This is a genomic window from Aeromicrobium sp. SP1, assembly GCF_055663785.1.
In genome coordinates this window covers 2,366,647-2,385,277 of record NZ_JBQVVK010000001.1, presented here as the reverse complement: position 1 = coordinate 2,385,277, position 18,631 = coordinate 2,366,647, and the positions used below count along the sequence as shown (strand labels likewise).

15 protein-coding genes and 3 tRNA genes are annotated in these 18,631 nt (G+C 71.4%); 10 read left to right on the top strand and 8 right to left on the bottom strand.

All coding sequences use genetic code 11. The annotated features are described in order from the left end of the window. Positions 1 to 24: 24 nt before the first annotated feature. Genes ACT26F_RS11790 through ACT26F_RS11775 form a run of 4 tightly spaced genes read left to right on the top strand, consistent with a single transcriptional unit; the run spans position 25 to position 3,691 of the window. Positions 25 to 939, top strand: coding sequence for a DMT family transporter (locus ACT26F_RS11790; RefSeq protein ID WP_471670729.1), 915 nt, complete (start codon positions 25 to 27; stop codon positions 937 to 939). Next, on the top strand, positions 920 to 1,588 hold the full coding sequence (locus ACT26F_RS11785) for a GntR family transcriptional regulator (RefSeq protein ID WP_471670728.1): 669 nt from the start codon (positions 920 to 922) through the stop codon (positions 1,586 to 1,588). Before ACT26F_RS11790 ends, ACT26F_RS11785 begins: the two co-directional genes overlap by 20 nt. Positions 1,589 to 1,638: 50 nt before the next feature. Further along, on the top strand, positions 1,639 to 2,094 hold the full coding sequence (locus ACT26F_RS11780) for a MarR family winged helix-turn-helix transcriptional regulator (protein WP_471670727.1): 456 nt from the start codon (positions 1,639 to 1,641) through the stop codon (positions 2,092 to 2,094). Next, positions 2,084 to 3,691, top strand: a complete 1,608-nt coding sequence (locus ACT26F_RS11775) for a DHA2 family efflux MFS transporter permease subunit (protein ID WP_471670726.1) — start codon at positions 2,084 to 2,086, stop codon at positions 3,689 to 3,691. The genes ACT26F_RS11780 and ACT26F_RS11775 overlap by 11 nt, the downstream gene beginning before the upstream one ends. Positions 3,692 to 3,755: 64 nt before the next feature. On the opposite strand, the gene ACT26F_RS11770 is transcribed toward ACT26F_RS11775, so the two are convergent. The 5 genes from ACT26F_RS11770 to ACT26F_RS11750 all read right to left on the bottom strand — a co-directional run bounded on the left by ACT26F_RS11770 (position 3,756) and on the right by ACT26F_RS11750 (position 7,728). Next, the gene (locus ACT26F_RS11770; protein ID WP_471670725.1) at positions 3,756 to 5,030 is read right to left on the bottom strand and encodes a glycoside hydrolase domain-containing protein; all 1,275 of its coding nucleotides are present in this window, start codon (positions 5,028 to 5,030) and stop codon (positions 3,756 to 3,758) included. Between the two features lie 81 nt (positions 5,031 to 5,111). After that, positions 5,112 to 5,185: transfer RNA gene (locus ACT26F_RS11765), tRNA-Phe, on the bottom strand. Between the two features lie 241 nt (positions 5,186 to 5,426). Next, positions 5,427 to 5,503, bottom strand: a tRNA-Asp gene (locus ACT26F_RS11760). Positions 5,504 to 5,586: 83 nt separating this feature from the next. After that, positions 5,587 to 6,459: a tRNA glutamyl-Q(34) synthetase GluQRS gene (gene gluQRS / locus ACT26F_RS11755; RefSeq protein WP_471670724.1), complete on the bottom strand. Its 873-nt coding sequence runs from the start codon at positions 6,457 to 6,459 to the stop codon at positions 5,587 to 5,589. A gap of 9 nt (positions 6,460 to 6,468) precedes the next feature. Continuing rightward, positions 6,469 to 7,728 (bottom strand): cation:proton antiporter, encoded by a 1,260-nt coding sequence (locus ACT26F_RS11750; RefSeq protein WP_471670723.1) that lies wholly within the window; start codon positions 7,726 to 7,728, stop codon positions 6,469 to 6,471. A gap of 25 nt (positions 7,729 to 7,753) precedes the next feature. On the opposite strand from ACT26F_RS11750, the gene ACT26F_RS11745 reads away from it, so the two are divergent. Beyond that, the gene (locus ACT26F_RS11745) at positions 7,754 to 8,578 is read left to right on the top strand and encodes a patatin-like phospholipase family protein (protein WP_471670722.1); all 825 of its coding nucleotides are present in this window, start codon (positions 7,754 to 7,756) and stop codon (positions 8,576 to 8,578) included. Beyond that, entirely contained in the window at positions 8,575 to 9,582 is a 1,008-nt protein-coding gene (locus ACT26F_RS11740) for a 1-acyl-sn-glycerol-3-phosphate acyltransferase (protein ID WP_471670721.1), read from the top strand. Before ACT26F_RS11745 ends, ACT26F_RS11740 begins: the two co-directional genes overlap by 4 nt. A 7-nt stretch (positions 9,583 to 9,589) precedes the next feature. Here ACT26F_RS11740 and ACT26F_RS11735 read toward each other — a convergent pair whose 3' ends face one another. Then, positions 9,590 to 10,918: an aminotransferase class V-fold PLP-dependent enzyme gene (locus ACT26F_RS11735; protein WP_471670720.1), complete on the bottom strand. Its 1,329-nt coding sequence runs from the start codon at positions 10,916 to 10,918 to the stop codon at positions 9,590 to 9,592. A gap of 159 nt (positions 10,919 to 11,077) precedes the next feature. Here ACT26F_RS11735 and ACT26F_RS11730 point away from each other — a divergent pair, with 159 nt between their 5' ends. From ACT26F_RS11730 to ACT26F_RS11720, 3 genes are all read left to right on the top strand, one after another. Beyond that, entirely contained in the window at positions 11,078 to 12,538 is a 1,461-nt protein-coding gene (locus ACT26F_RS11730; RefSeq protein WP_471670719.1) for a dicarboxylate/amino acid:cation symporter, read from the top strand. Positions 12,539 to 12,564: 26 nt separating this feature from the next. Continuing rightward, a complete protein-coding gene (locus tag ACT26F_RS11725) occupies positions 12,565 to 13,767 on the top strand; it encodes a fibronectin type III domain-containing protein (protein WP_471670718.1) in 1,203 nt (400 codons plus the stop codon). 126 nt (positions 13,768 to 13,893) lie between these two features. Continuing rightward, a complete protein-coding gene (locus tag ACT26F_RS11720) occupies positions 13,894 to 16,605 on the top strand; it encodes an Ig-like domain-containing protein (RefSeq protein WP_471670717.1) in 2,712 nt (903 codons plus the stop codon). Between the two features lie 61 nt (positions 16,606 to 16,666). On the opposite strand, the gene ACT26F_RS11715 is transcribed toward ACT26F_RS11720, so the two are convergent. Continuing rightward, positions 16,667 to 17,287, bottom strand: coding sequence for a DUF2238 domain-containing protein (locus ACT26F_RS11715; RefSeq protein ID WP_471670716.1), 621 nt, complete (start codon positions 17,285 to 17,287; stop codon positions 16,667 to 16,669). A 79-nt stretch (positions 17,288 to 17,366) separates the two neighbouring features. On the opposite strand from ACT26F_RS11715, the gene ACT26F_RS11710 reads away from it, so the two are divergent. Beyond that, positions 17,367 to 18,527: a DUF2235 domain-containing protein gene (locus tag ACT26F_RS11710; protein WP_471670715.1), complete on the top strand. Its 1,161-nt coding sequence runs from the start codon at positions 17,367 to 17,369 to the stop codon at positions 18,525 to 18,527. Between the two features lie 28 nt (positions 18,528 to 18,555). On the opposite strand, the gene ACT26F_RS11705 is transcribed toward ACT26F_RS11710, so the two are convergent. Continuing rightward, positions 18,556 to 18,631, bottom strand: a tRNA-Glu gene (locus tag ACT26F_RS11705).

Here is an 18,631-nt window from a genome sequence, read left to right as displayed (position 1 = left end):
GGAACATTGTGTAACAATTGCCCGATGCCGGCCCTTCTCGTGGTGTGCGCGGCGCTGTTGTTCGCCACGACGGGCACGGCGCAGGCCCTCGCCGACGTGGACGCCTCGCCGCTCGCCGTCGGCGCCTCCCGCCTCGTGATCGGCGGTGGCCTGCTCGCGCTGACCTCCCCCTCGGTGAGGTGCGCGTTCCGGCACCCCACAGGGCGCCGGAACGGTCGAAACGCACACCTCGGCGGGTCGGCCGGGACGGTGGCGGTCGGCGCGCTCGGGGTGCTGGCGTACCAGCCGTTCTTCTTCGCCGGGACGCGCGAGAACGGGGTCGCGATCGGGACCGTGATCGCGCTCGGAACGGCGCCCGTCGCCACGGGGGTGCTCGGCGCGGTCCTCGGGCAGGGGCGACCATCGCGCATCTGGTGGACCGCCACCGCGATCGCGCTCGTCGGCGTCTCCCTGCTCGCGGGGATCGGCGCTCCCGGCGCGGGCGCGCCCGTGCGACCGCTCGGCCTGCTCGCCTCCGTCGGCGCTGGCCTGTCCTACGCCGTCTACACGCTCGCGGCCAAGCAGCTGCTCGATCGCGGCTGGGAGTCCGGCGAGACGATGGGCGTGCTCTTCGGGGTCGCGGCCGTCGTCGCCCTGCCCGTGCTGCTCGCCGCCGGCGCGGCCTGGCTGCTGACGCCTCGAGGCCTGGCGCTCGCGCTGTGGCTGGGTGTCGCCACGACGTTCGTCGCCTACCGGCTCTTCGGCCGTGGGCTGGCGCGGCTGCCGGCCGGGACCGTGGCGACGCTGACGCTGGCCGAGCCGCTCGGCGCGAGCGTGCTGGGCGTCGTGGTGCTGGGCGAGCACCTCGACCCCGCGGCACTGCTCGGCGTCGGCTTCCTCGTGGCGGCGCTGGTCCTGCTCGCGACGGCGGGAGGTCGGCGTGTGCCCGCGGCGGCGTGACCACGAGCCCGGCCCGACCGCGCCGGCGCGACTGGCCGAGGAGCTGCGCGCGCAGGTCCTGGACGGCCGCCTGCCGCCCGGGTCCGCCCTGCGCGAGGCCGCGCTGTCGCAGGAGTGGTCCGTGTCGCGGCACACCGTGAGGTCGGTGCTGGCAAGGCTCGCCGCCGAGCGACTCGTCGTCGTCGAGCCGTACCGCGGCGCGCGGGTCGCCGACCTGGCTGCCGACGCCCTCGTGGACCTGCAGCGGTTGCGCGCGGCGCTCGAGTGCGAGGCCGTCCGGCTGCTGCACGAGCGACACGGAACGGACTGGCCGCCCGCGATCGTCGCGCCCCTGCGTCGGGCGGTGTCCGCTCTGGCGGCCGCCGAGGCCGGCGAGCCGGGGGACTGGCCCGCGGTCGCCCGAGCCCACTCGCGCGTGCACCAGGGTCTCGTCGATGCGGCGGGATCGGCACGGATCAGCGAGGCCTACGCAGCGCTCGACGCGGAGATCCTCCTGCTGCTCCTGCACGTGCGGCCGCACTACGGTCCCGGTGAGCTGGCCGCCGAGCACGACGCCTACCTGACCGGGGTGGCTGCACGCGGCGAGGACGCCGTGCGCGAGCATCTCGACCACTCGACGACGACGATCCTGGGCTTCCTCGGTTCGTGACGAAGGTCACTGCTGCGCAACAGTTGCACATGCGTTAGTATTTCTCGGTCATGGTCGAATCATCGCGCGATTGCGCCTTCGTCGCCGTTCGCGGCTTCCTCAACCGGGTCTTCACGACGGCTGAGGGCGGATCGCTGGAGTCGGTGGCCGGCCTGGACCTGTCGTTCACGCAGGTCCGGACACTGTTCGTCACCTGTCACGGAGACGGCCCGGTCGCGATCAGCGACCTGGCCGAATGCCTCGGGCTCTCCGTGGCGGCGACCGGACGCACCGTGGACCACCTCGTGCGCAAAGGCCTCGTCGAGCGCACCGAGAACCCCGACGACCGGCGGGTGAAGCTCGTCTCGCCGTCCGACGCCGGACGGGCCCTGGCCGCCAGTCACCTCAAGTCCAAGGAGGACGCCGTGCGCATGCTGCTCGACGACCTCGACGTGGCCCAGTGCGATGCGCTGGCCGCAGCCCTCAGACCCCTTGTGAAGGAAGAAGAAGCTCCCCATGTCAGCTGAAATGCCCATCGGCATCGACGACGACAGGATCACTCCGGAGATCCTGAAGGTCGCCGGCGTCGTCGTTCTCGGCGCGATCATGTCGATCCTCGACGTGACCGTCGTGAACGTCGCCCTGCCGACGTTCCAGACCGAGCTGTCCTCCGACGGCGAACCCCTCAAGTACGCGACGGTCGCCTGGACGGCGACCGCCTACATGCTGGCCCTCGCGGCCGTCATCCCGCTGACCGGCTGGGCCGCCGACCGGTTCGGCACGAAGCGCCTCTACATGACCGCGATCGCGCTGTTCACGATCGGTTCGGTGCTGTGCGCCACCGCGTGGAACATCGAGTCGCTCATCGGGTTCCGCGTCCTGCAGGGCCTCGGCGGCGGCATGATCATGCCGCTCGGCATGACGATCATGACCCGCGCCGCGGGTCCGCACCGGATGGGCCGCCTGATGGCCATCCTGGGCATCCCGATGCTGCTCGGCCCGATCCTCGGCCCGATCATCGGCGGCGTGCTCATCGACGCCGCGTCGTGGCACTGGATCTTCCTGATCAACCTGCCGATCGGCATCATCGCGCTCGTCTACGCGTGGCGCGTGCTGGCGAAGGACTCCCCGGAGCCCAGCGAGTCGCTCGACGTCATCGGCATGCTGCTGATGTCGCCCGGCCTCGCGCTGCTGCTCTACGGCATCTCGTCGATCCCCGGCGAGGGCACGTTCATCGCGACCAAGGTCCTCGTCCCGGCGATCATCGGCACGGTGCTGATCGCGACGTTCGTCGTCTACTCGTTCAAGCCGAAGCACCCGCTGCTCGACCTGCGCCTGTTCGCCAACCGCAACCTGCGCGTGTCGATCATCGTGATGTTCCTGTTCGCGAGTGCCTTCTTCGGCGCGCTGCTGCTGGTCCCGACGTACTTCCAGCAGGTGCACGGCGAGTCGGTCCTGGCGGCCGGCCTGCTGGTCGCCCCCCAGGGCATCGGCGCGATGGTGACGATGCCGATCGCGGGTGCGCTCGTCGACCGGATTCCGGTCGGTCGGATCGTCCCGGTCGGCTTCATCGGGATCCTGATCGGCATGCTCGGCCTCACGCTGAGCACCGATCCGAGCACGCCGTACTGGCAGATCATCGTGTTCCTGTTCATCCTCGGACTGGGCATGGGCGGCACGATGATGCCGATCTTCACCTCGGCGCTGAAGACGCTGACCTCCCACGAGGTGGCCCGCGGCTCGACCCTGTTGAACGTGGTCCAGCAGGTCGCCAGCGCGACCGGCATCGCGGTCATCTCGGTCGTGCTGACCAACGGCATGCAGAAGGGCGGCATCGTCGCGGGAACCGAGAAGGTTCCGACGCTCGACGGCGGACTCACGCCGGCGCAGCTCGCGGCGGCCTCGCACACCTCGGAGGGCGAGAAGCTCATCCAGATGCTGCACATCCCGGCCGACGTGGTCACGCAGGGTCTGCAGGACCTGGCCGATGCGTTCCAGAGCTCGTACTGGGTCGCGTTCGCGGTGCTCTTGCTGACGCTGATCCCGGTGGCGTTCCTGCCGCGCAAGCGTGAGGAGTCGCACCTGCTCGAGGACGAGGACGTTCCGCCCGTCATCATGCACTGACGCCTGACCGCACGACGCCCGCTCCCGGATCACCGGGGGCGGGCGTCGTCGTTCGTGGGGAGGGTCAGCGGCGGCCGTGCTTGAGCGCGGACCAGACCTTGGCATCGGCCGTCGGGTAGGCCGGCAGGTGCACGTCCCGGCGATAGGCCTGCACCGCCGAGGCCGTCCGGGCGTCGAAGATCCCCGTCACCGTGACCGTCTGGCCGGCGGCCTTGAGGGAGCGCTGGAGGCGGTACACGCGCTCGCCGGTGTGGCCGCGCTTGAGCACCGTTCCGGTCGAACCCCGGGCGAGCAGGGACGTCCAAGTCACGCGGGTGACCTTGGCCGACGCCTTGCGGCCGAGGCTTGCGTGCAGCTTGCGGACCGCCTTCGCGGTGGACGGGTTCCAGCGGCCGTTCGCCTTGTTCGCGAACCCGGCGCGGCGCAGCAGGCACTGCAGGAGCTTGACCGAGTCGCCCTTCTTGCCCGGCCCGACCCGCGGGTACGACTTCTGGGTCAGCGCGACGCCGCACAGCCTGCGGTCCTTCGTGGCCCGGGAGCCGCCGGCGACCTCGACGAAGTTGCGATCGATGAGGTACTTCTGGCCGCCGTAGCGCTGCGTCACGTTGTTGTGGAACTGGTGGATCCGGTTGGCGCGCCAGCCGGCGTCGGACAGGTACGGGACGCCGTTCGTGTTCGCCTTCCTGTTCGTCCACGCGAACCACAGCTGGTCGGGGTAGTCCATCCCCGCTCGCGCACTCGACCGCGCGACGTCGACCGCCTGGATCGCCGCCGAGGCGCTCGAGTACAGCCCGACCTTGTAGCCACGGGCGTGCGTGCGCTCGGTGAACGCGTCAATGAAGGACAGGACGGCCTCGTTGCACTTCGCGTCCGCCCGGTTGTACCACTCGATGTCGAGGTAGACGGCGTTGCCGCGACCGAAGCCGAAGTACCGCGCGCGGTCGACGGCCTCGTCGGCATCGGCGCGGGCCTGCGCGCGGGCCTTCGCCGGATCGGAGGACATCCGGTGCTTCGCCGAGTTGGCGTAGCAGGGCGCCTGGTAGCCGACGTGGATCGGCAGGAACGTCCAGCCCTTTGACGACTGGCGCTTGACCCACGCGGGGCTGAGGTGGGGCTGCTTCGCGTCGTCGCAGTACCGCGAGTTGCCCGACGTGTAGATCCCGACGACGGCGTACGGCGAGCCGACGTTCCAGGCGTCCATGACCTCGTTCGACGGCGACACGCACGTGTCGAACGCGAACCCGGTGAACCGCTTCGGGGAACTGGGCTTGGCGTGGGCCGGTGCAGCCATCAGCGAGACGGCGAGTGCGGTGGCGATCACGATGGCGAGACGGCGCATCGGCTCAGCCTAGGCAGACGCTGCCGATCGATGCACGCTCGGGCACGAAAAAGGAGGGCCCTCGAGGGACCCTCCGTGCGGTGGCCAGGGCCGGGGTCGAACCGGCGACCTTCCGCTTTTCAGGCGGACGCTCGTACCAACTGAGCTACCTGGCCGTGCTTCCTGCGAAGCGACGTTCACCCTACCTCACGGCCGCTGGTCACCCGAAATCGGCAGGGTCCGGTCGCCGTGGCCTCGATACGCCGTCTCGCCAGCTCGCCGGCTACTCGACCACCGGGGAGTCGGGCGCGAGTTCGGTGGTCGAGTAGCTCGTGAGCGAAGCGAGCGGCGTATCGAGACCACCGGGAGGGGGAGGGAACGACGAAACCCCGCCCGGATCGGGCGGGGTTTCAGCACTGGCGACCCCGACGGGACTCGAACCCGCGACCTCCGCCGTGACAGGGCGGCGCGCTAACCAACTGCGCCACGGGGCCTTTGTGCATGCGGTAGAACCGCGAGACGCAACTCTACCGGACACTCCTGCGGGTCTCCAAAACGGGGTCCCTCAGCCGCAGATTCAGTGCTCCGGCGCCACGATCCACGGGGTGCGAGCGATCGAGGCCGGGTCGAGCTCGGCCAGCAGGTCCTCGGCCGACCGGGCTCGGACGTCCAGGGACGTGCCGATCAGCTCCCACGCGCGAGCGGGGGCCAGGTCGCGCAGGGTCACCGCGCCGTCGCGCTTCGCGAGCCGGCGACCCTCGGGGTTGAGGGCGAGCGGGACGTGCGCGTACGTCGGTTCGGGATGGCCGAGCACGTGGGTCAGGTAGGCCTGTGCGGGCGCGGCGTCCAGGAGGTCGTCCCCGCGCACGACCTGGTCGATGCCCTGCGCGGCGTCGTCCACCACGACCGCGAGGTTGTAGGCGTGTGCGCCGTCGCCCCGCCGCAGCACGAGATCGTCGACGTGCCCCGTCACGTCGCCGTGCAGCGCGTCGTGGATCGTCCAGGCGGCCACGCCGGGACGGAGCCGGATCGCCGGGTCGCGCTCGGCCCGCTTCGTCGCTCGCTCGGCCTCGGTCAGGTCGCGGCACGTGCCGGGGTAGGCGCCGGGCGGCACGTGGGGTGCGCTCACGGCCTCGGCGATCTCGCGACGCGTGCAGAAGCACTCGAAGGTCAGCCCGGCGGTGGTGAGTCGGCCCAGCGCGGCGGCGTACAGGTCGTCGCGTTCGGACTGCCGCACGACCGCACCGTCCCAGTCCAGTCCCAGCGCGGCGAGGTCCTCGAGCTGGGTGCGCTCGAACTCCGGCCGGCTCCGCTGGCGGTCGAGGTCCTCCACCCGGACCACGAAGTCGCGACCGCTCGACCGGGCGAAGAGCCACGCCAGCACGGCCGTCCGGAGGTTGCCCACGTGCAGGTCGCCCGAGGGCGAGGGGGCGAAGCGTCCGGCGGCCACGGCCCGACCCTAGACGCCGTCGACGCGGGAGGTGTCGACCCCGTGGGGTGCCCTGACGAAGCGGGCGAGCAACGGGCACACCAGGACGGTGACGGCGCCGGCCGCGACGAGCAACGAGGCGTCGGCGGTCGTCATCAGGTCCTGGTCGACCGCGACCGAGGTCACGGCCACGATGATCGGCAGGCCGGTCGCCGCGTAGAGGCCGATCGAGAGCGCGTCGCGGTTCGCGAACCGCTCGGCCGCCGGGCCCGTGAACCGCGAGGCGACGTAGACCGGGGCGCCGCGGACGAGCAGGATCAGGGCGATCACGACCAGGAACGTCGTCGGCGCCGCCGCGATCGCGCTCGGATTGATCGCCATGCCGGACGTGACGAAGAAGATCGGGATGAGGAACCCGTAGGCGATCCCGTCGAGCTTGTGCTCGATGAGCTCCCAGCCGTCGGGGAGCGCGAAGCGGAGCAGGAACCCGGCGGCGAAGGCGGCCAGCACGATGTCGAGCTCGAAGGCGACCGCGACGGCGCTCAGGGAGACGAGCAGCAGCATCGTGAACCGGATCGGCAGTTGCGACGTGGTCTCGGCGCCGTGCTGGAGCGCGCCGCGCAGCCGGTGTCCGCTGACCCGCAGTCGCCGCACGACGACCGCCAGGACACCGACGATCGCCACGAAGACGACCAGCACGAGCAGGGACGCCAGCGAGCCGCGGGTGCCGAGTGCGACGGCGATGGCGACGATCGGCCCCAGCTCACCGAACGCGCCGTGTCGCAGCACCGCCGCCCCGACCGGGGACGAGAGCATCCCCCCGTCGCGCAGGATCGGCAGGAGGGTCCCCAGCGCCGTCGAGGTGAGCGCGATGGCCAGGGCGATGTCGATGTCGCCGGAGCCACGATCACCCAGCAGGAAGGACACGGCACCGAACGCGAGGGCCATGCACGCACACCACGTGAGCAGGGCGCGACGGCCCGCCCGTCCGGTCAGCTCGGCGATGTCGATCTCGTACCCGGCGAGCAGGAACAGCATGCCCAGGCCGAGCTCGCGCAGCATGCCGATCGCCTCGCCCGTCTCGGCAAGGTCCAGCGCGAACGGACCGATCAGCAGGCCCAGACCGAGCAGCAGGACCACCTCGGGCACGACGCGTCCGCGGATGAGCCCGGCGAGCAGCGGCGCGAGCACCATCACGAGGCTGATCCAGAACAGCGAGGTCGCCGCCTCGTGCTCCATCGGCACCTCCGTGGACTCCTCGGCTGCCGGGGCGCAGCGTGCCCCCATCATGGACCGGACGGAGTAGTTTCGGCACGTGATCACTTCGACGGCGTTCGTCCTCGGCGGCGGCGGCGTCCTCGGCGCGGTCGAGGTCGGCATGCTGGCGGCCCTGCTCGATGCGGGGATCCGCCCCGACGTCATCGTGGGCACGTCCATCGGCGCCGTCAACGGCTCGGTCGTCGCCGCCCGGCCCGACGGCGCGGTCGAGCGGTTGCGCGAGCTGTGGCTCGAGGTCGCGGAGGGCCGATCGCAGGTCTACGGCGGCCCGCTGCGCCAGGTGCGCGAGGCGGTGTCCTCCGGCACGCACCTGCACAGCAACGAGCCCTTGCGCGCGCGTCTGGCCCAGGAGCTCGGCGACCTCACGTTCGACGATCTCGAGGTGCCGTTCCAGTGCGTCGCCGCCAGCATCGAGCGCGCGGCCGAGCACTGGTTCTCCTCGGGGCGCGTCGTCGACGCCGTCGTGGCGAGCGCGGCCGTTCCCGGTCTGCTGCCCCCGGCGGAGGTCGACGGGGAGCACTTCCTCGACGGCGGCATCGTGAACTCGATCCCCGTGGGGCGCGCGGCCGAGCTGGGCGCCGAGCGGATCTTCGTGCTGCAGGTCGGTCGGATCGAGCGGCCGCTGTCCCCACCGCGACGGCCGTGGGAGGTCGCGCGGGTCAGCTTCGAGATCGCCCGGCGCAACCGGTTCCACCGTGAGATGGCCGAGCTGCCGGAGTCCGTCGAGGTGCACGTGCTGCCGTCCGGCGGCGGCTCGGCCAAGGACGACGCCGTCCGCGCCTACAAGGACTTCTCGAAGGTGACCGAGCGGATCGACCGGGCGCGTGAGGCGTCCGAGGCCTACCTGCGGGAGCGGGTGTGAGCGCGGCCCGCCTGTTCCGGCGACTCGTGATCGCACCGCTCGTCGTGGGCCTTGCGGTGCTGTGCTTCCTGACGCTGCCCGTGTGGCTCATCGGCGCGGTGGTCCTGAGCCCCCTGCTGCCGGGGCGCTGGCGGGTCCTGCGGGTCATGTCGATCGCGCTGATGTACCTGCTCGCCGAGGCGCTCATGCTCATCACGTTCTTCGTGCTCTGGGTGGTCAGCGGGTTCGGCTGGCGGATCCACTCGCCGTGGTTCGAGCGAGTCCACTACCGGCTGGCCGAGTGGGTGCTCGTGGTCTTCTTCCGCGAGGCCCGCCGGCTGCTGCACCTGCAGATCGAGACCCGTGGCGACGAGCCCCTCCCGGGGACGCCGTTGCTCGTGTGCTGCCGCCACGCCGGCCCGGGTGACTCCTTCACGCTCATGTACGCGCTGTTGCACTGGTACGACCGTGAGCCGCGCGTCGTCCTGAAGAACACGCTCGTGTGGGACCCGATGATCGACGTGCTGATGAGCCGCATCCCGGCGCGCTTCGTCAACCCGAATCCGGAGGGCGGCAGCGACGTCGAGGAGCGGATCGCCGAGCTCGCGTCCGGCCTCGACGCCAACGACGCGTTCGTGATCTTCCCCGAGGGCGGGAACTTCACCCCGAAGCGCCGCGACCGTGCCGTGGACCGGCTGCGTGCGGTCGGCCTCGACGCGATGGCCGACCGCGCGGAGTCCATGACGAACGTGCTGGCTCCGCGCCCCGGCGGGTTCCTCGCCGCGCTGGACGCCGCGCCCGACGCCGACGTCGTGCTGGTGGCGCACACGGGCCTGGACCATCTCGAGACGGTCGCCGACGTGTGGCGGGCGCTGCCGATGGACAAGCGACTCATCATGCAGTGGTGGCGAGTGCCGCGCGACCAGATCCCCACGGAGCGCGAGGAGCGGATCGAGTGGCTCTTCGGCTGGTGGGAGGAGATCGACCGCTGGATCGACGAGCACCGTCCCGCCGACCCCGCCTGACGCGGGGTCAGACGTAGGCGGGGGCGCAGGGCGACGCCGTGCCGGCGAGCTCGTCCACGTCGATGCCAGCGGGGGTGGGCCGGTCGTCGTCGACGACGATCCAGACTCCGTCGCGCAGCGCGTACTCGGCGCGACGCTCACCGGCGAGCCACGCGCCGACACCCGCGACGAGCCGGTCGACGTCCTCGTCGCGACTGCCGACGCCGAGGCTGGCGCGCACGGCTCCGGCGCCCCAGCCCAGCCGGTCGAGCAGGGGGTGCGCGCAGAACCGGCCGTCACGCACCGAGACGCCGTGCTCGGCCGCGAGGTAGGCGGCGAGCAGGCCCGGGTCGACGCCGTCGATCCGGAACGTGACCACCCCGATCGGCTCGGTGGAGTCGGACCAGATCCGGGCGACCTCCACGCCGTCGTGGGCGCCGAGTCCGTCGACGAGGCGGCGTCGCAGGGCGGACTCGTGGTCGGCGATCGTGCCCTCGGGGACGGCGCCGAGCGTCGTGGCCGCGGTCGCTAGCGCGACGGCACCGAGCAGGTTCGGTGTGCCGGCCTCGTGCCGGGCCGGGCCGGTCGTCCATTCGACGTCGTCCCCGCTGACCCGGCGGACCGCACCGCCGCCGGCCAGGTACGGCTCGCTCGCATCGAGCCAGTCGGCTCGGCCGACGAGCACGCCGGCACCGAACGGTGCGTACAGCTTGTGGCCGGAGAACGCGACGTAGTCGACGCCGGAGGAGTCCAGCGCGAGCCGGTGGTGCGCGAGCAGCTGGGCCCCGTCGACGGCGATCCGCGCGCCGTGCCGGTGCGCGAGGTCGACGACGCGCGCCAGCGGCAGCGACTCCCCGGTGACGTTGGAGGCGCCGGTGACCGCGAGCAGCGCGAATCGCCGGGTGGACAGGGCGTCCTCGAGGGCCTGGAGCGTCGCCGCCACCGTCGGCCGTGACTCGGCGATCTCGACACCGCCGCGGACGCGCTGCCACGGCAGCAGGTTCGCGTGGTGCTCCACGTCGAGGACGAGGACGCGTCCGGGGACCGCTCCGGCGAGCAGGTTGAGCGCGTCGGTCGTGTTGCGGGTGAAGACGGTGTGGTCGTCGGGCCGGGCGCCCACGAAGGCGCCGACGTCGCGGCGGGCCTGCTCGTAGAGCGCGGTCGACACCTGCGAGGCGTATCCGGCCCCGCGGTGGACGCTGGCATACCAGGGCAGAACGGCCGTGAGGCGGTCGGCGACGGTGGCCAGGGCGGGGGCGCTCGCCGCGCCGTCGAGGTTCGCGTGGCGGACGCGCGCCCCACCGACCACGGGGACGAGGGCGTCGGCGCCGACGAGGGGGAACAGGGGATCTGGCATGCCGACGAGCGTGCCAGTGCCGTGGCCGCTCGAGCGCAAATCTCACGATGTGGAACGATGTACCAAGATGTGAGACATTTCGTTTGTCGACTCAGCCGGTGGACAAAGATCACTCCCGTCACTCGGGCATCCGGCCCGAGCCGGAACGATGGGAGTCCCGTGAACACGTGGAACCTGGTGGCGCTGGCCGTGACCGGCGGACTGTTCGCCGGCCTGTGGGTCCTGGGCCGGCACCGCGTCCACTTCACCGCCCTGACCTTCCTGGCGCTCTTCCTGGGCGTCGCGGTCGGTGTGGTCTTCCGCGGCCACGTGGACCTGCTTGCGCCGATCGGCCGCGTCTACATCAACGCGCTCCTGACGATCGTGGCCCCGCTCGTGATCGTCTCGATCCTGTCGAGTGTCACGTCGCTCGGCTCGGTCGACAAGCTCCGGACGATCGGCACCTCGTCGGTCGTCTGGCTGCTCGGCCTCAACCTCCTCGCGATCCTGCTGACGCTGGGCCTGGCGCTGGAGCTGGGCCTGGGCTCCGGGGCGGGGCTGTCCACGCGAGGCGTCGACACCCGCTCGCTCGACGAGATCAAGAAGCCGTTCGCCGAGGTCTTCATCGGGTTCTTCCCGACCAACATCGTCGAGAACGTCGCCGGGAACGACATCATCCCGATCATCGTCGTGACGCTCGTGATCGCCATCGCGTGCGCGCTCGTGGCCGAGCGTGAGCCGCGCAAGGTCGCGCCGTTCATCGCGCTCGTCGAGGCGGGCCGGGTGATCATCTACCGCGCGGTCGGATTCGTCATCGCGCTCACGCCCTACGCCGTGCTCGTCCTGACGGCCGTCGCCGCGTCCTCCGCGATCGGCCGCCGCGCGCAGCTGCTGTCCCTGCTGAGCCTGCTGGTGATCGCCTACGTCGCGTGCTTCACGCACACCTTCGTGGTCAACGCCGTCGTGCTGCGCACCGCCGCGCACGTCAACCCGCTGCGCTTCTTCCGCAAGATCCAGCCCGCCCAGGTGACGGCCTTCACGACGCAGAGCAGTGCCGGCACGCTGCCGGTCACGACGAGCATCCTGACCCAGCGGGTCGGTGTCCCCGCCGACATCGCCGGGTTCACCGCACCGCTCGGCACGACGATCGGCATGCCCGGGTGCGCCGGCATCTGGCCCATCCTGCTCGCCGTCTTCGCGATCAACGGGCTGGGCCTGTCGTACGGACTGGCGGACTACGCCCTGCTGGTCGTGCTGTGCATGCTCGTGTCGATCGGCACCGCCGGCGTCCCGGGCACCGCGACCATCACCGCCACGACGGTCCTCACGGCCGCGGGCCTTCCGCTCGAGGTCGTGATCCTCACGCTGCCGATCAGTGCCATCGCGGACATGGCCCGCACGATGACGAACGTCACGACGGCGGCGGTCGCGGCCACCGTGGTCGCGCGGCGGGCCGGCCGGTTGGACGACGACGTGTTCGCCGGCCGTGCCGCGCCACGCGCCGAGCCCGAGCCCGTGGTCGACGGGAGCGCCCGCGACCGTCTCGGGCTCGATCCCGACCTGCTGACGATCCCCTCCGGCGTCCCGGTCGGCGCCTGCAGCATCGACGACCGCCCCACCGTCCCGCTCGTCCGACGATGACGTCGGCATCCCCCCAAGGAGCAACCGTGATCACCCAGACCATCCGCCTGCCGCGCCTCGTCCGCCTGCTCGTGGCGGCCGTGCTCAGCACGGCGATCGTGCTGACCGGGCAGGCCATCCAGGTCTCCGCGCAGGCCGCGGACATCACGTGGGTCGACGGCGGCGACGACTCGCCGTGCCTCAACGACGACAACGGCCGCGCCCTCGACGCGCTGCCCAGCGACCAGTGGTGCACGCCCATCAACGGCTGCTACCAGGACGACGACGGCAAGTGGGTCCTGCCGAGCCGCAAGACCGGCATCTGGCAGGGCGACCCGGCGAAGGTGAGGTACGCCGACGAGATCAAGGCGACGCCGACGCCCACCGCGAAGCCGACCACGAAGGCGACCACCCCGCCGAAGTCCGGTGGCTCGTCGAACGGGAGCACCACGACGACGAAGAAGTCCTCGGGTTCCGCGGCGACGACCGGTGCCGCGAGCGGCGACGACCTGGGCACCGGAGCGGACGAGCAGGTCGCGGCGGGTGCGCCCACCGCGCCCGCGGCGCCCGTGCTGAAGGTCGACGGCACGAAGATCACCGTGACGTGGACCCCGACGCCCGACGCCGACCTCGAGAGCGTCACCGGCTACGTCCTGCGCTTCACCGGCGCCGACCCCGTCGAGGTCGACGCCGCGACGACCGAGCACGTCTTCACCGACCTGCCCGAGGGCAACTACCGCGCCGCGGTGCGTGCCGTGAACGAGGCGGGCGAGTCGCCCTCGTCGCCGCCGTCGGACATCGCCACGATCGGCGCCCCGATCACCGAGGTCGTCGGCACGCTCGCCGTCGACGGCGACCTCGAGCCGGGTGCGACGGTCACGGTGCGTGGCACCGGCTTCGCGGCGGACGTCCCCGAGCTGACCCTCGAGCTGCACTCCACGCCCGTCGTGCTCGGCACCGTCGCGACGGATGCGAACGGCGGCTTCACCACGACCGTCGTCGTGCCCGAGACGGTCGAGGCCGGCGAGCACACGCTCGTGCTCCTGTACGACGGCACCGAGATCACCAGCACGCCCGTGACGATCGGCGGCGAGGTCGAGACGAAGGCCGTCGCGGCCGTGGTCGAGACCGTCCCGCCGCACACCGGCCTGGCGATCCTGGTCGCGCTCGGCGTGGCCGGCGGCCTGTCGCTGGTCTGGCACGTCCTGACCGGTCGCCGCCGCGCGACCCGCGTCCTGGGGGTGAGCTGACGAGCGCCACACGACGAGCGGCTGGGTTGCCCGACTTGACCGCCCGGCAACCCAGCCCACCGATCCACGAGAACGAACCCCTGAACCGGCCTGCCCAGTGTGGCAGGAGAAAGTGACCGACGACAGATGAGCACGTCCCCCTCGCGGCGCACGATCCGCCGTGGCCTCGCCGCCGCCGCGGTCGGCGCCCTGACCGCCGCCCTGCTCGGCGCGCTGCCCGCCTCCGCGGCCAGCCCCACCCCCACTCACGGCGCGACCGTGGACTACTTCGACGACGTCTACGACGACCTCGGTGCGAACAGCGTGTTCGAGACCGTGACGATCGAGCGCTTCGAGTACCTCCTGAAGAACAAGTCCGGCAACTTCGCCTTCTTCATCGGTGACCCGGCCAACGCCTCGAGCCAGGCGACGATCGGCCACATCGAGAAGATCGCCAAGACGCTCGGCATCGCGAAGATCTACAACTTCACGCCCAAGCTCGACGGCGACACCCTCAACGTGTGGGACCTGAGCGAGTCCGGCCTGAACGCCACCGGCAAGTCCTTCTACGGCGCGGTCGGCGACCGCCTGCTGTCGGACTACCTGAACAAGGACACCGAGACGCACTTCACCGGGAACGAGTCGACCGACCCGTACCTGTTCGTCTACAACAAGGACCACACGGTCGGGGCCTCGGAGGACCGCATCGTCGCGGACCTGGCGGGTGCGAAGACCGAGGCCGACCTCGACACGCCGGCCGAGGTCGACGCGTACGAGGACCAGGTCGAGGCGGTGCTCGGCCTGACGACCCCGATCGCGACCAACACGAACTTCGAGTTCCAGAAGACCGAGAACAACCGTCGCCACTCCGCGTCCTACCCGAACGCCGAGACGCACGGCGGCGAGATCCTCACCGACGAGGACGCCGCGGACGGCTTCCGGATCCAGACGCTGACGTATCCCGAGCTGATCCACCTCGTCCAGCAGCCCGGGGACATCCCGATCCTGTTCGGCGGCACGTGGTGCCACAACACGCGGGCGATCATCAAGTTCGTGAACGCCGACGCCCAGAAGTACGGCGTGAAGACGGTCTACAACTTCGACTTCTCGCTGTTCTCGACCGGCAACGGCGGCAACGACTACGGTCACATCCGCGACAACGCGCTGCCGGCCGGCCAGACCGACACGTCCGCGGGCGTCAACCGTCCGTCGCACCTGTACGGCGACCTCGTCAACGAGTACCTGACGAACGCCGTCACCCAGTACCGCACGACGGCCGACGTGGCCGAGCTCGGTGGCTCCGCGAACGCGGTGACGTACTACCCCGGCGGCGACACCTCGAAGGCGCCGAAGCAGGCCCGCAAGATCCAGGTCGGCCACGTGCTCGTCTACAACAAGGACCACAAGGACGCGCTGGGCAACCCGGCACCCGTCGTGGACCAGGCGATCCGCCAGAACGACGACGGCGGCAACACCGAGCACATGACCGAGTGGTGGTACACCGCCGGTCGCGACCTGGAGCGGGGCGACGCGCGCCTGCGCGGCACGCTGAACCCGACCAGCGTGAGCGGCGCGAACCAGCTGCAGAGCCAGCGCGCGTTCGCGAAGGAGGGCATCGCCGAGATCGACACCCTGTTCCAGGGCCTCGCCGGTCAGGAGTACGCCAGCACGACGACCGTGACCGGCGTCGGCGGCGTGGACGATCCGGTCGTCGCCCGTGGCGGCACGCCGACGCTGAACATCAGTGTCGGTGCCACCGGCTTCGAGCCGTTCGCCTCGCTCAACACGGCCAACCAGGACGCGGCGGCGAACGACACCGTCGGCAAGCCGCGCGGCATCGTCGCCGTCTTCGACGGAGACACGAAGGTCGGCCAGGCGCGCCTCAAGCGCAACGGCACCGCGGCGATCACGCTGCCGGCGCAGACCGCCGGGCAGAAGTCGCTCACGGTCCGCTACCTCGGCCGTGGTGAGGTCATCGCCGCCTCCTCGGCGACGGTCGACTTCTCGGTCGTCGGCGATGCCTCGACGACCGGGATCAGCGGCCCGGGCGCGCTGACGTTCGGCGCGGGTGGCACGGTCACCGCGACGGTGCCCGCCGACGCGACCGGCAAGGTCCGGCTGACGGGCCTCGGCGGTGCGCCGCTGGAGTCCACGATCGCCGACGGCGCGGCGACGTTCGCCCTGCCGACCACGACCGGTGCGGGTGACTACTCGCTCGTCGCCGCGTACCTCGGCGACGCGAAGTACGGCTCCTCGGAGTCGTCTCCGCTGGCCCTGTCGGTCGCCAAGGCCGGGTCGTCGCTGACCGCTGCCGCCGTGAGCACGACGTACGGTGCGACGCCGAGCGTCAAGGTCAAGGTCGCGGGCGTCAGGACGCCGACCGGAACGGTCAGCGTCACGGTGTCCGGAAAGGCCTACTCGGCCAAGGTCGACGCGACGGGCACCGCCGCCGTCGCGCTGCCGAGGACGCTGGCGCCGAAGACGTACGCGCTGACCGTGGTCTACGCCGGCGACGCCGACCTCAAGGCCAGCAGCGGATCGTCGAAGCTGACGGTCGCCCAGGGCGTCGCCGCACGGCCCACCTTCAAGGTCGGCACCGTCCGCGCCAAGAAGTCGGCCAAGGCCACCGTCACCGTCGCGACGACGAGCGGTCTGGCCAAGGCCGGCGGCAAGGTCCGCATCGTCCTCAAGAAGGGGTCGAGCACGAAGTCCGTCACCGCGACGGTGAAGTCCGGGAAGGCGTCGGTGACCCTGCCGAAGCTGACCAAGGGCACGTGGACCGTGAAGGTCACCCACCTCGGTGACGCGAACTACCGGTCCGGCTCCACGCTCTCGACGAAGCTGCGCGTTCGCGGCTGAGGGCACCACGGCGAAGGCCCGCTCCCGATCGGGAGCGGGCCTTCGGCTTCCCCCGAGGGGATCATCGTCGCGGTGAACCAGCGCCCGGACCGAGCGGCTCCATGGCCGGCGTGCGCAGCCACCGCCACGTCACCCAGACCCCGAGGGCGGACCCGGCGGAGTTCAGGATCATGTCGGTCATCGTGTCGGCGTAGCCGCGCGAGTGGCCCGTGCCCGTGAGCCGGTCGGACGTCCACTCGGCGATCTCCCACAGGGAGCCGATGCCCAGCCACGAGAGCCACAGGGCGGTCAGGAGCAGCAGCGCCGAGTCGGCCCGGAACCGGGGGAGGGTCAGGCGGGCGATCGCCGTGACGCCCGCGAACGAGGACAGGAAGTGGACGGCGTCGTCGTACCACCAGATCCGGTCGTAGAGGTCCAGCCCCCAGCCGAGGACGGCCGCCAGCACCATCGTCATGAGGCACGCGAGCACCACCGGGTCGCGCATCGTCTGCCAGGCGATGACGCACGCCAGGATCCCGCCGAGCATCGTCAGGCGGGTGAAGAGGTCGGTGGCGGTGAGACCGACGGCAGCAGCGCTGATGAGCGTCACGGCGGAGTAGACCACGATCGCCCACGGCGGGCGCGTCCTCTCCGGATCGGCGGTGCTGGCGGTGGCGAGGGGCGAGGAGGGTCTGTGGCGCATGGCCGCCCGAGTCTAACCGTCCGGCCGAGATGGCCCGACCGGACGATGCGCATCGCCCCGGGATTTGTCAGCATGAGTCATGAAGCGCTTGGTCGTGTGCTGCGACGGGACGTGGAACAAGCCGGACAACGAGACCATCACGAACGTCGAGAAGCTCGCCCGCACGGTGCAGAGCGATCCTGCGCGCTGCGGGGACGTGCACCAGCTCGTGTACTACGTCAGTGGCGTGGGTGCCGGCAGCTACCGGGCGGACCGGATCCTGGGCGGGGCGTTCGGCTTCGGGCTGTTCCACAACGTCGTCGCCTGCTACCGGTTCCTCGCGCAGAACTACGAGCCCGGCGACGAGATCTTCATCCTCGGCTTCAGTCGCGGCGCCTACACGGCACGCTCGGTGGCCGGCATGATCGGGCGCTCCGGGCTGCTCACCAAGGTCGCGCTCGTGGAGGAGAAGCTGCCCGCGGCGGTCGCGCTCTACCAGCGCACCGACCCGCGTGCGGGTGCGTTCGGGGCGGGCGTGGAGGAGTTCCGCCGCGACCACTGCCACGCCGCGCCCGTGACGTTCCTCGGCGTCTTCGACACGGTGGGAGCCCTCGGGGTGCCCGGGTTCCACCGGCTGGCCCCGCGCTTCCACGACGTCCAGCTGGGCGCCCGGGTCCTGCGCGCCCGGCATGCGCTCGCGATCGACGAGACCCGGCTGAAGTTCGCGCCCACGCTGTGGGAGGCGCCCGAGGGTGGGGTCCCGACCGAGGACGGGCGGGTCAAGCAGGTGTGGTTCGAGGGCGCGCACTCCGACGTCGGCGGCGGCTACCGCGAGACCGGGCTCTCCGACACCGCGCTGCTGTGGATGGCGCGCGAGGCGCACGAGGCCGGTCTCGTCTTCGACGCGCCGCTGCTCGGCCACTACGTCGCGAGCGGGTCCGACCCCGTCCGGCACGATCCGCTGAGCGCGATGTACCGCGCGGACAACCTGTACCTGAGGGCGAAGATGCGGCTCCGCCGGGACGCGTCGTCCGGCGCGTTCAGCTCAGGGTTGCGCCGCCTCACCCACGAGCGCGCGTTGTCCGTGCGGGTCGCGAGCAGCGCGGTCGCCCACCTGCAGGACGGCTACGCGCCGGCGAACCTCGCCGCTCTCGCGGAGTCGACGGGCGGATTCGAGGGCATCGTCGAGGAGGTGACCACGCTCCCGGAGCGGGGGATCGACCTCGCGGACCTGGGCTCGCCTCCGCGGACTGCCGGCTAGGCGCACGGTGCGGCGGTGGTGGATCGAGTGGTACCCCCTACGGGATTCGAACCCGCGCTACCGCCTTGAAAGGGCGGCGTCCTAGGCCGCTAGACGAAGGGGGC

What these genes read in the sequence shown, in the direction of transcription:
- ACT26F_RS11790 (WP_471670729.1), top strand. Translation starts at nt 25, where the DNA reads ATGCCGGCCCTTCTCGTGGTGTGCGCGGCGCTGTTGTTCGCCACGACG.
- ACT26F_RS11780 (WP_471670727.1), top strand. Translation starts at nt 1,639, where the DNA reads ATGGTCGAATCATCGCGCGATTGCGCCTTCGTCGCCGTTCGCGGCTTC.
- ACT26F_RS11775 (WP_471670726.1), top strand. Translation starts at nt 2,084, where the DNA reads ATGTCAGCTGAAATGCCCATCGGCATCGACGACGACAGGATCACTCCG.
- ACT26F_RS11770 (WP_471670725.1), bottom strand. Translation starts at nt 5,030, where the DNA reads ATGCGCCGTCTCGCCATCGTGATCGCCACCGCACTCGCCGTCTCGCTG.
- ACT26F_RS11750 (WP_471670723.1), bottom strand. Translation starts at nt 7,728, where the DNA reads ATGATGGGGGCACGCTGCGCCCCGGCAGCCGAGGAGTCCACGGAGGTG.
- ACT26F_RS11735 (WP_471670720.1), bottom strand. Translation starts at nt 10,918, where the DNA reads ATGCCAGATCCCCTGTTCCCCCTCGTCGGCGCCGACGCCCTCGTCCCC.
- ACT26F_RS11720 (WP_471670717.1), top strand. Translation starts at nt 13,894, where the DNA reads ATGAGCACGTCCCCCTCGCGGCGCACGATCCGCCGTGGCCTCGCCGCC.
- ACT26F_RS11715 (WP_471670716.1), bottom strand. Translation starts at nt 17,287, where the DNA reads ATGCGCCACAGACCCTCCTCGCCCCTCGCCACCGCCAGCACCGCCGAT.
- ACT26F_RS11710 (WP_471670715.1), top strand. Translation starts at nt 17,367, where the DNA reads ATGAAGCGCTTGGTCGTGTGCTGCGACGGGACGTGGAACAAGCCGGAC.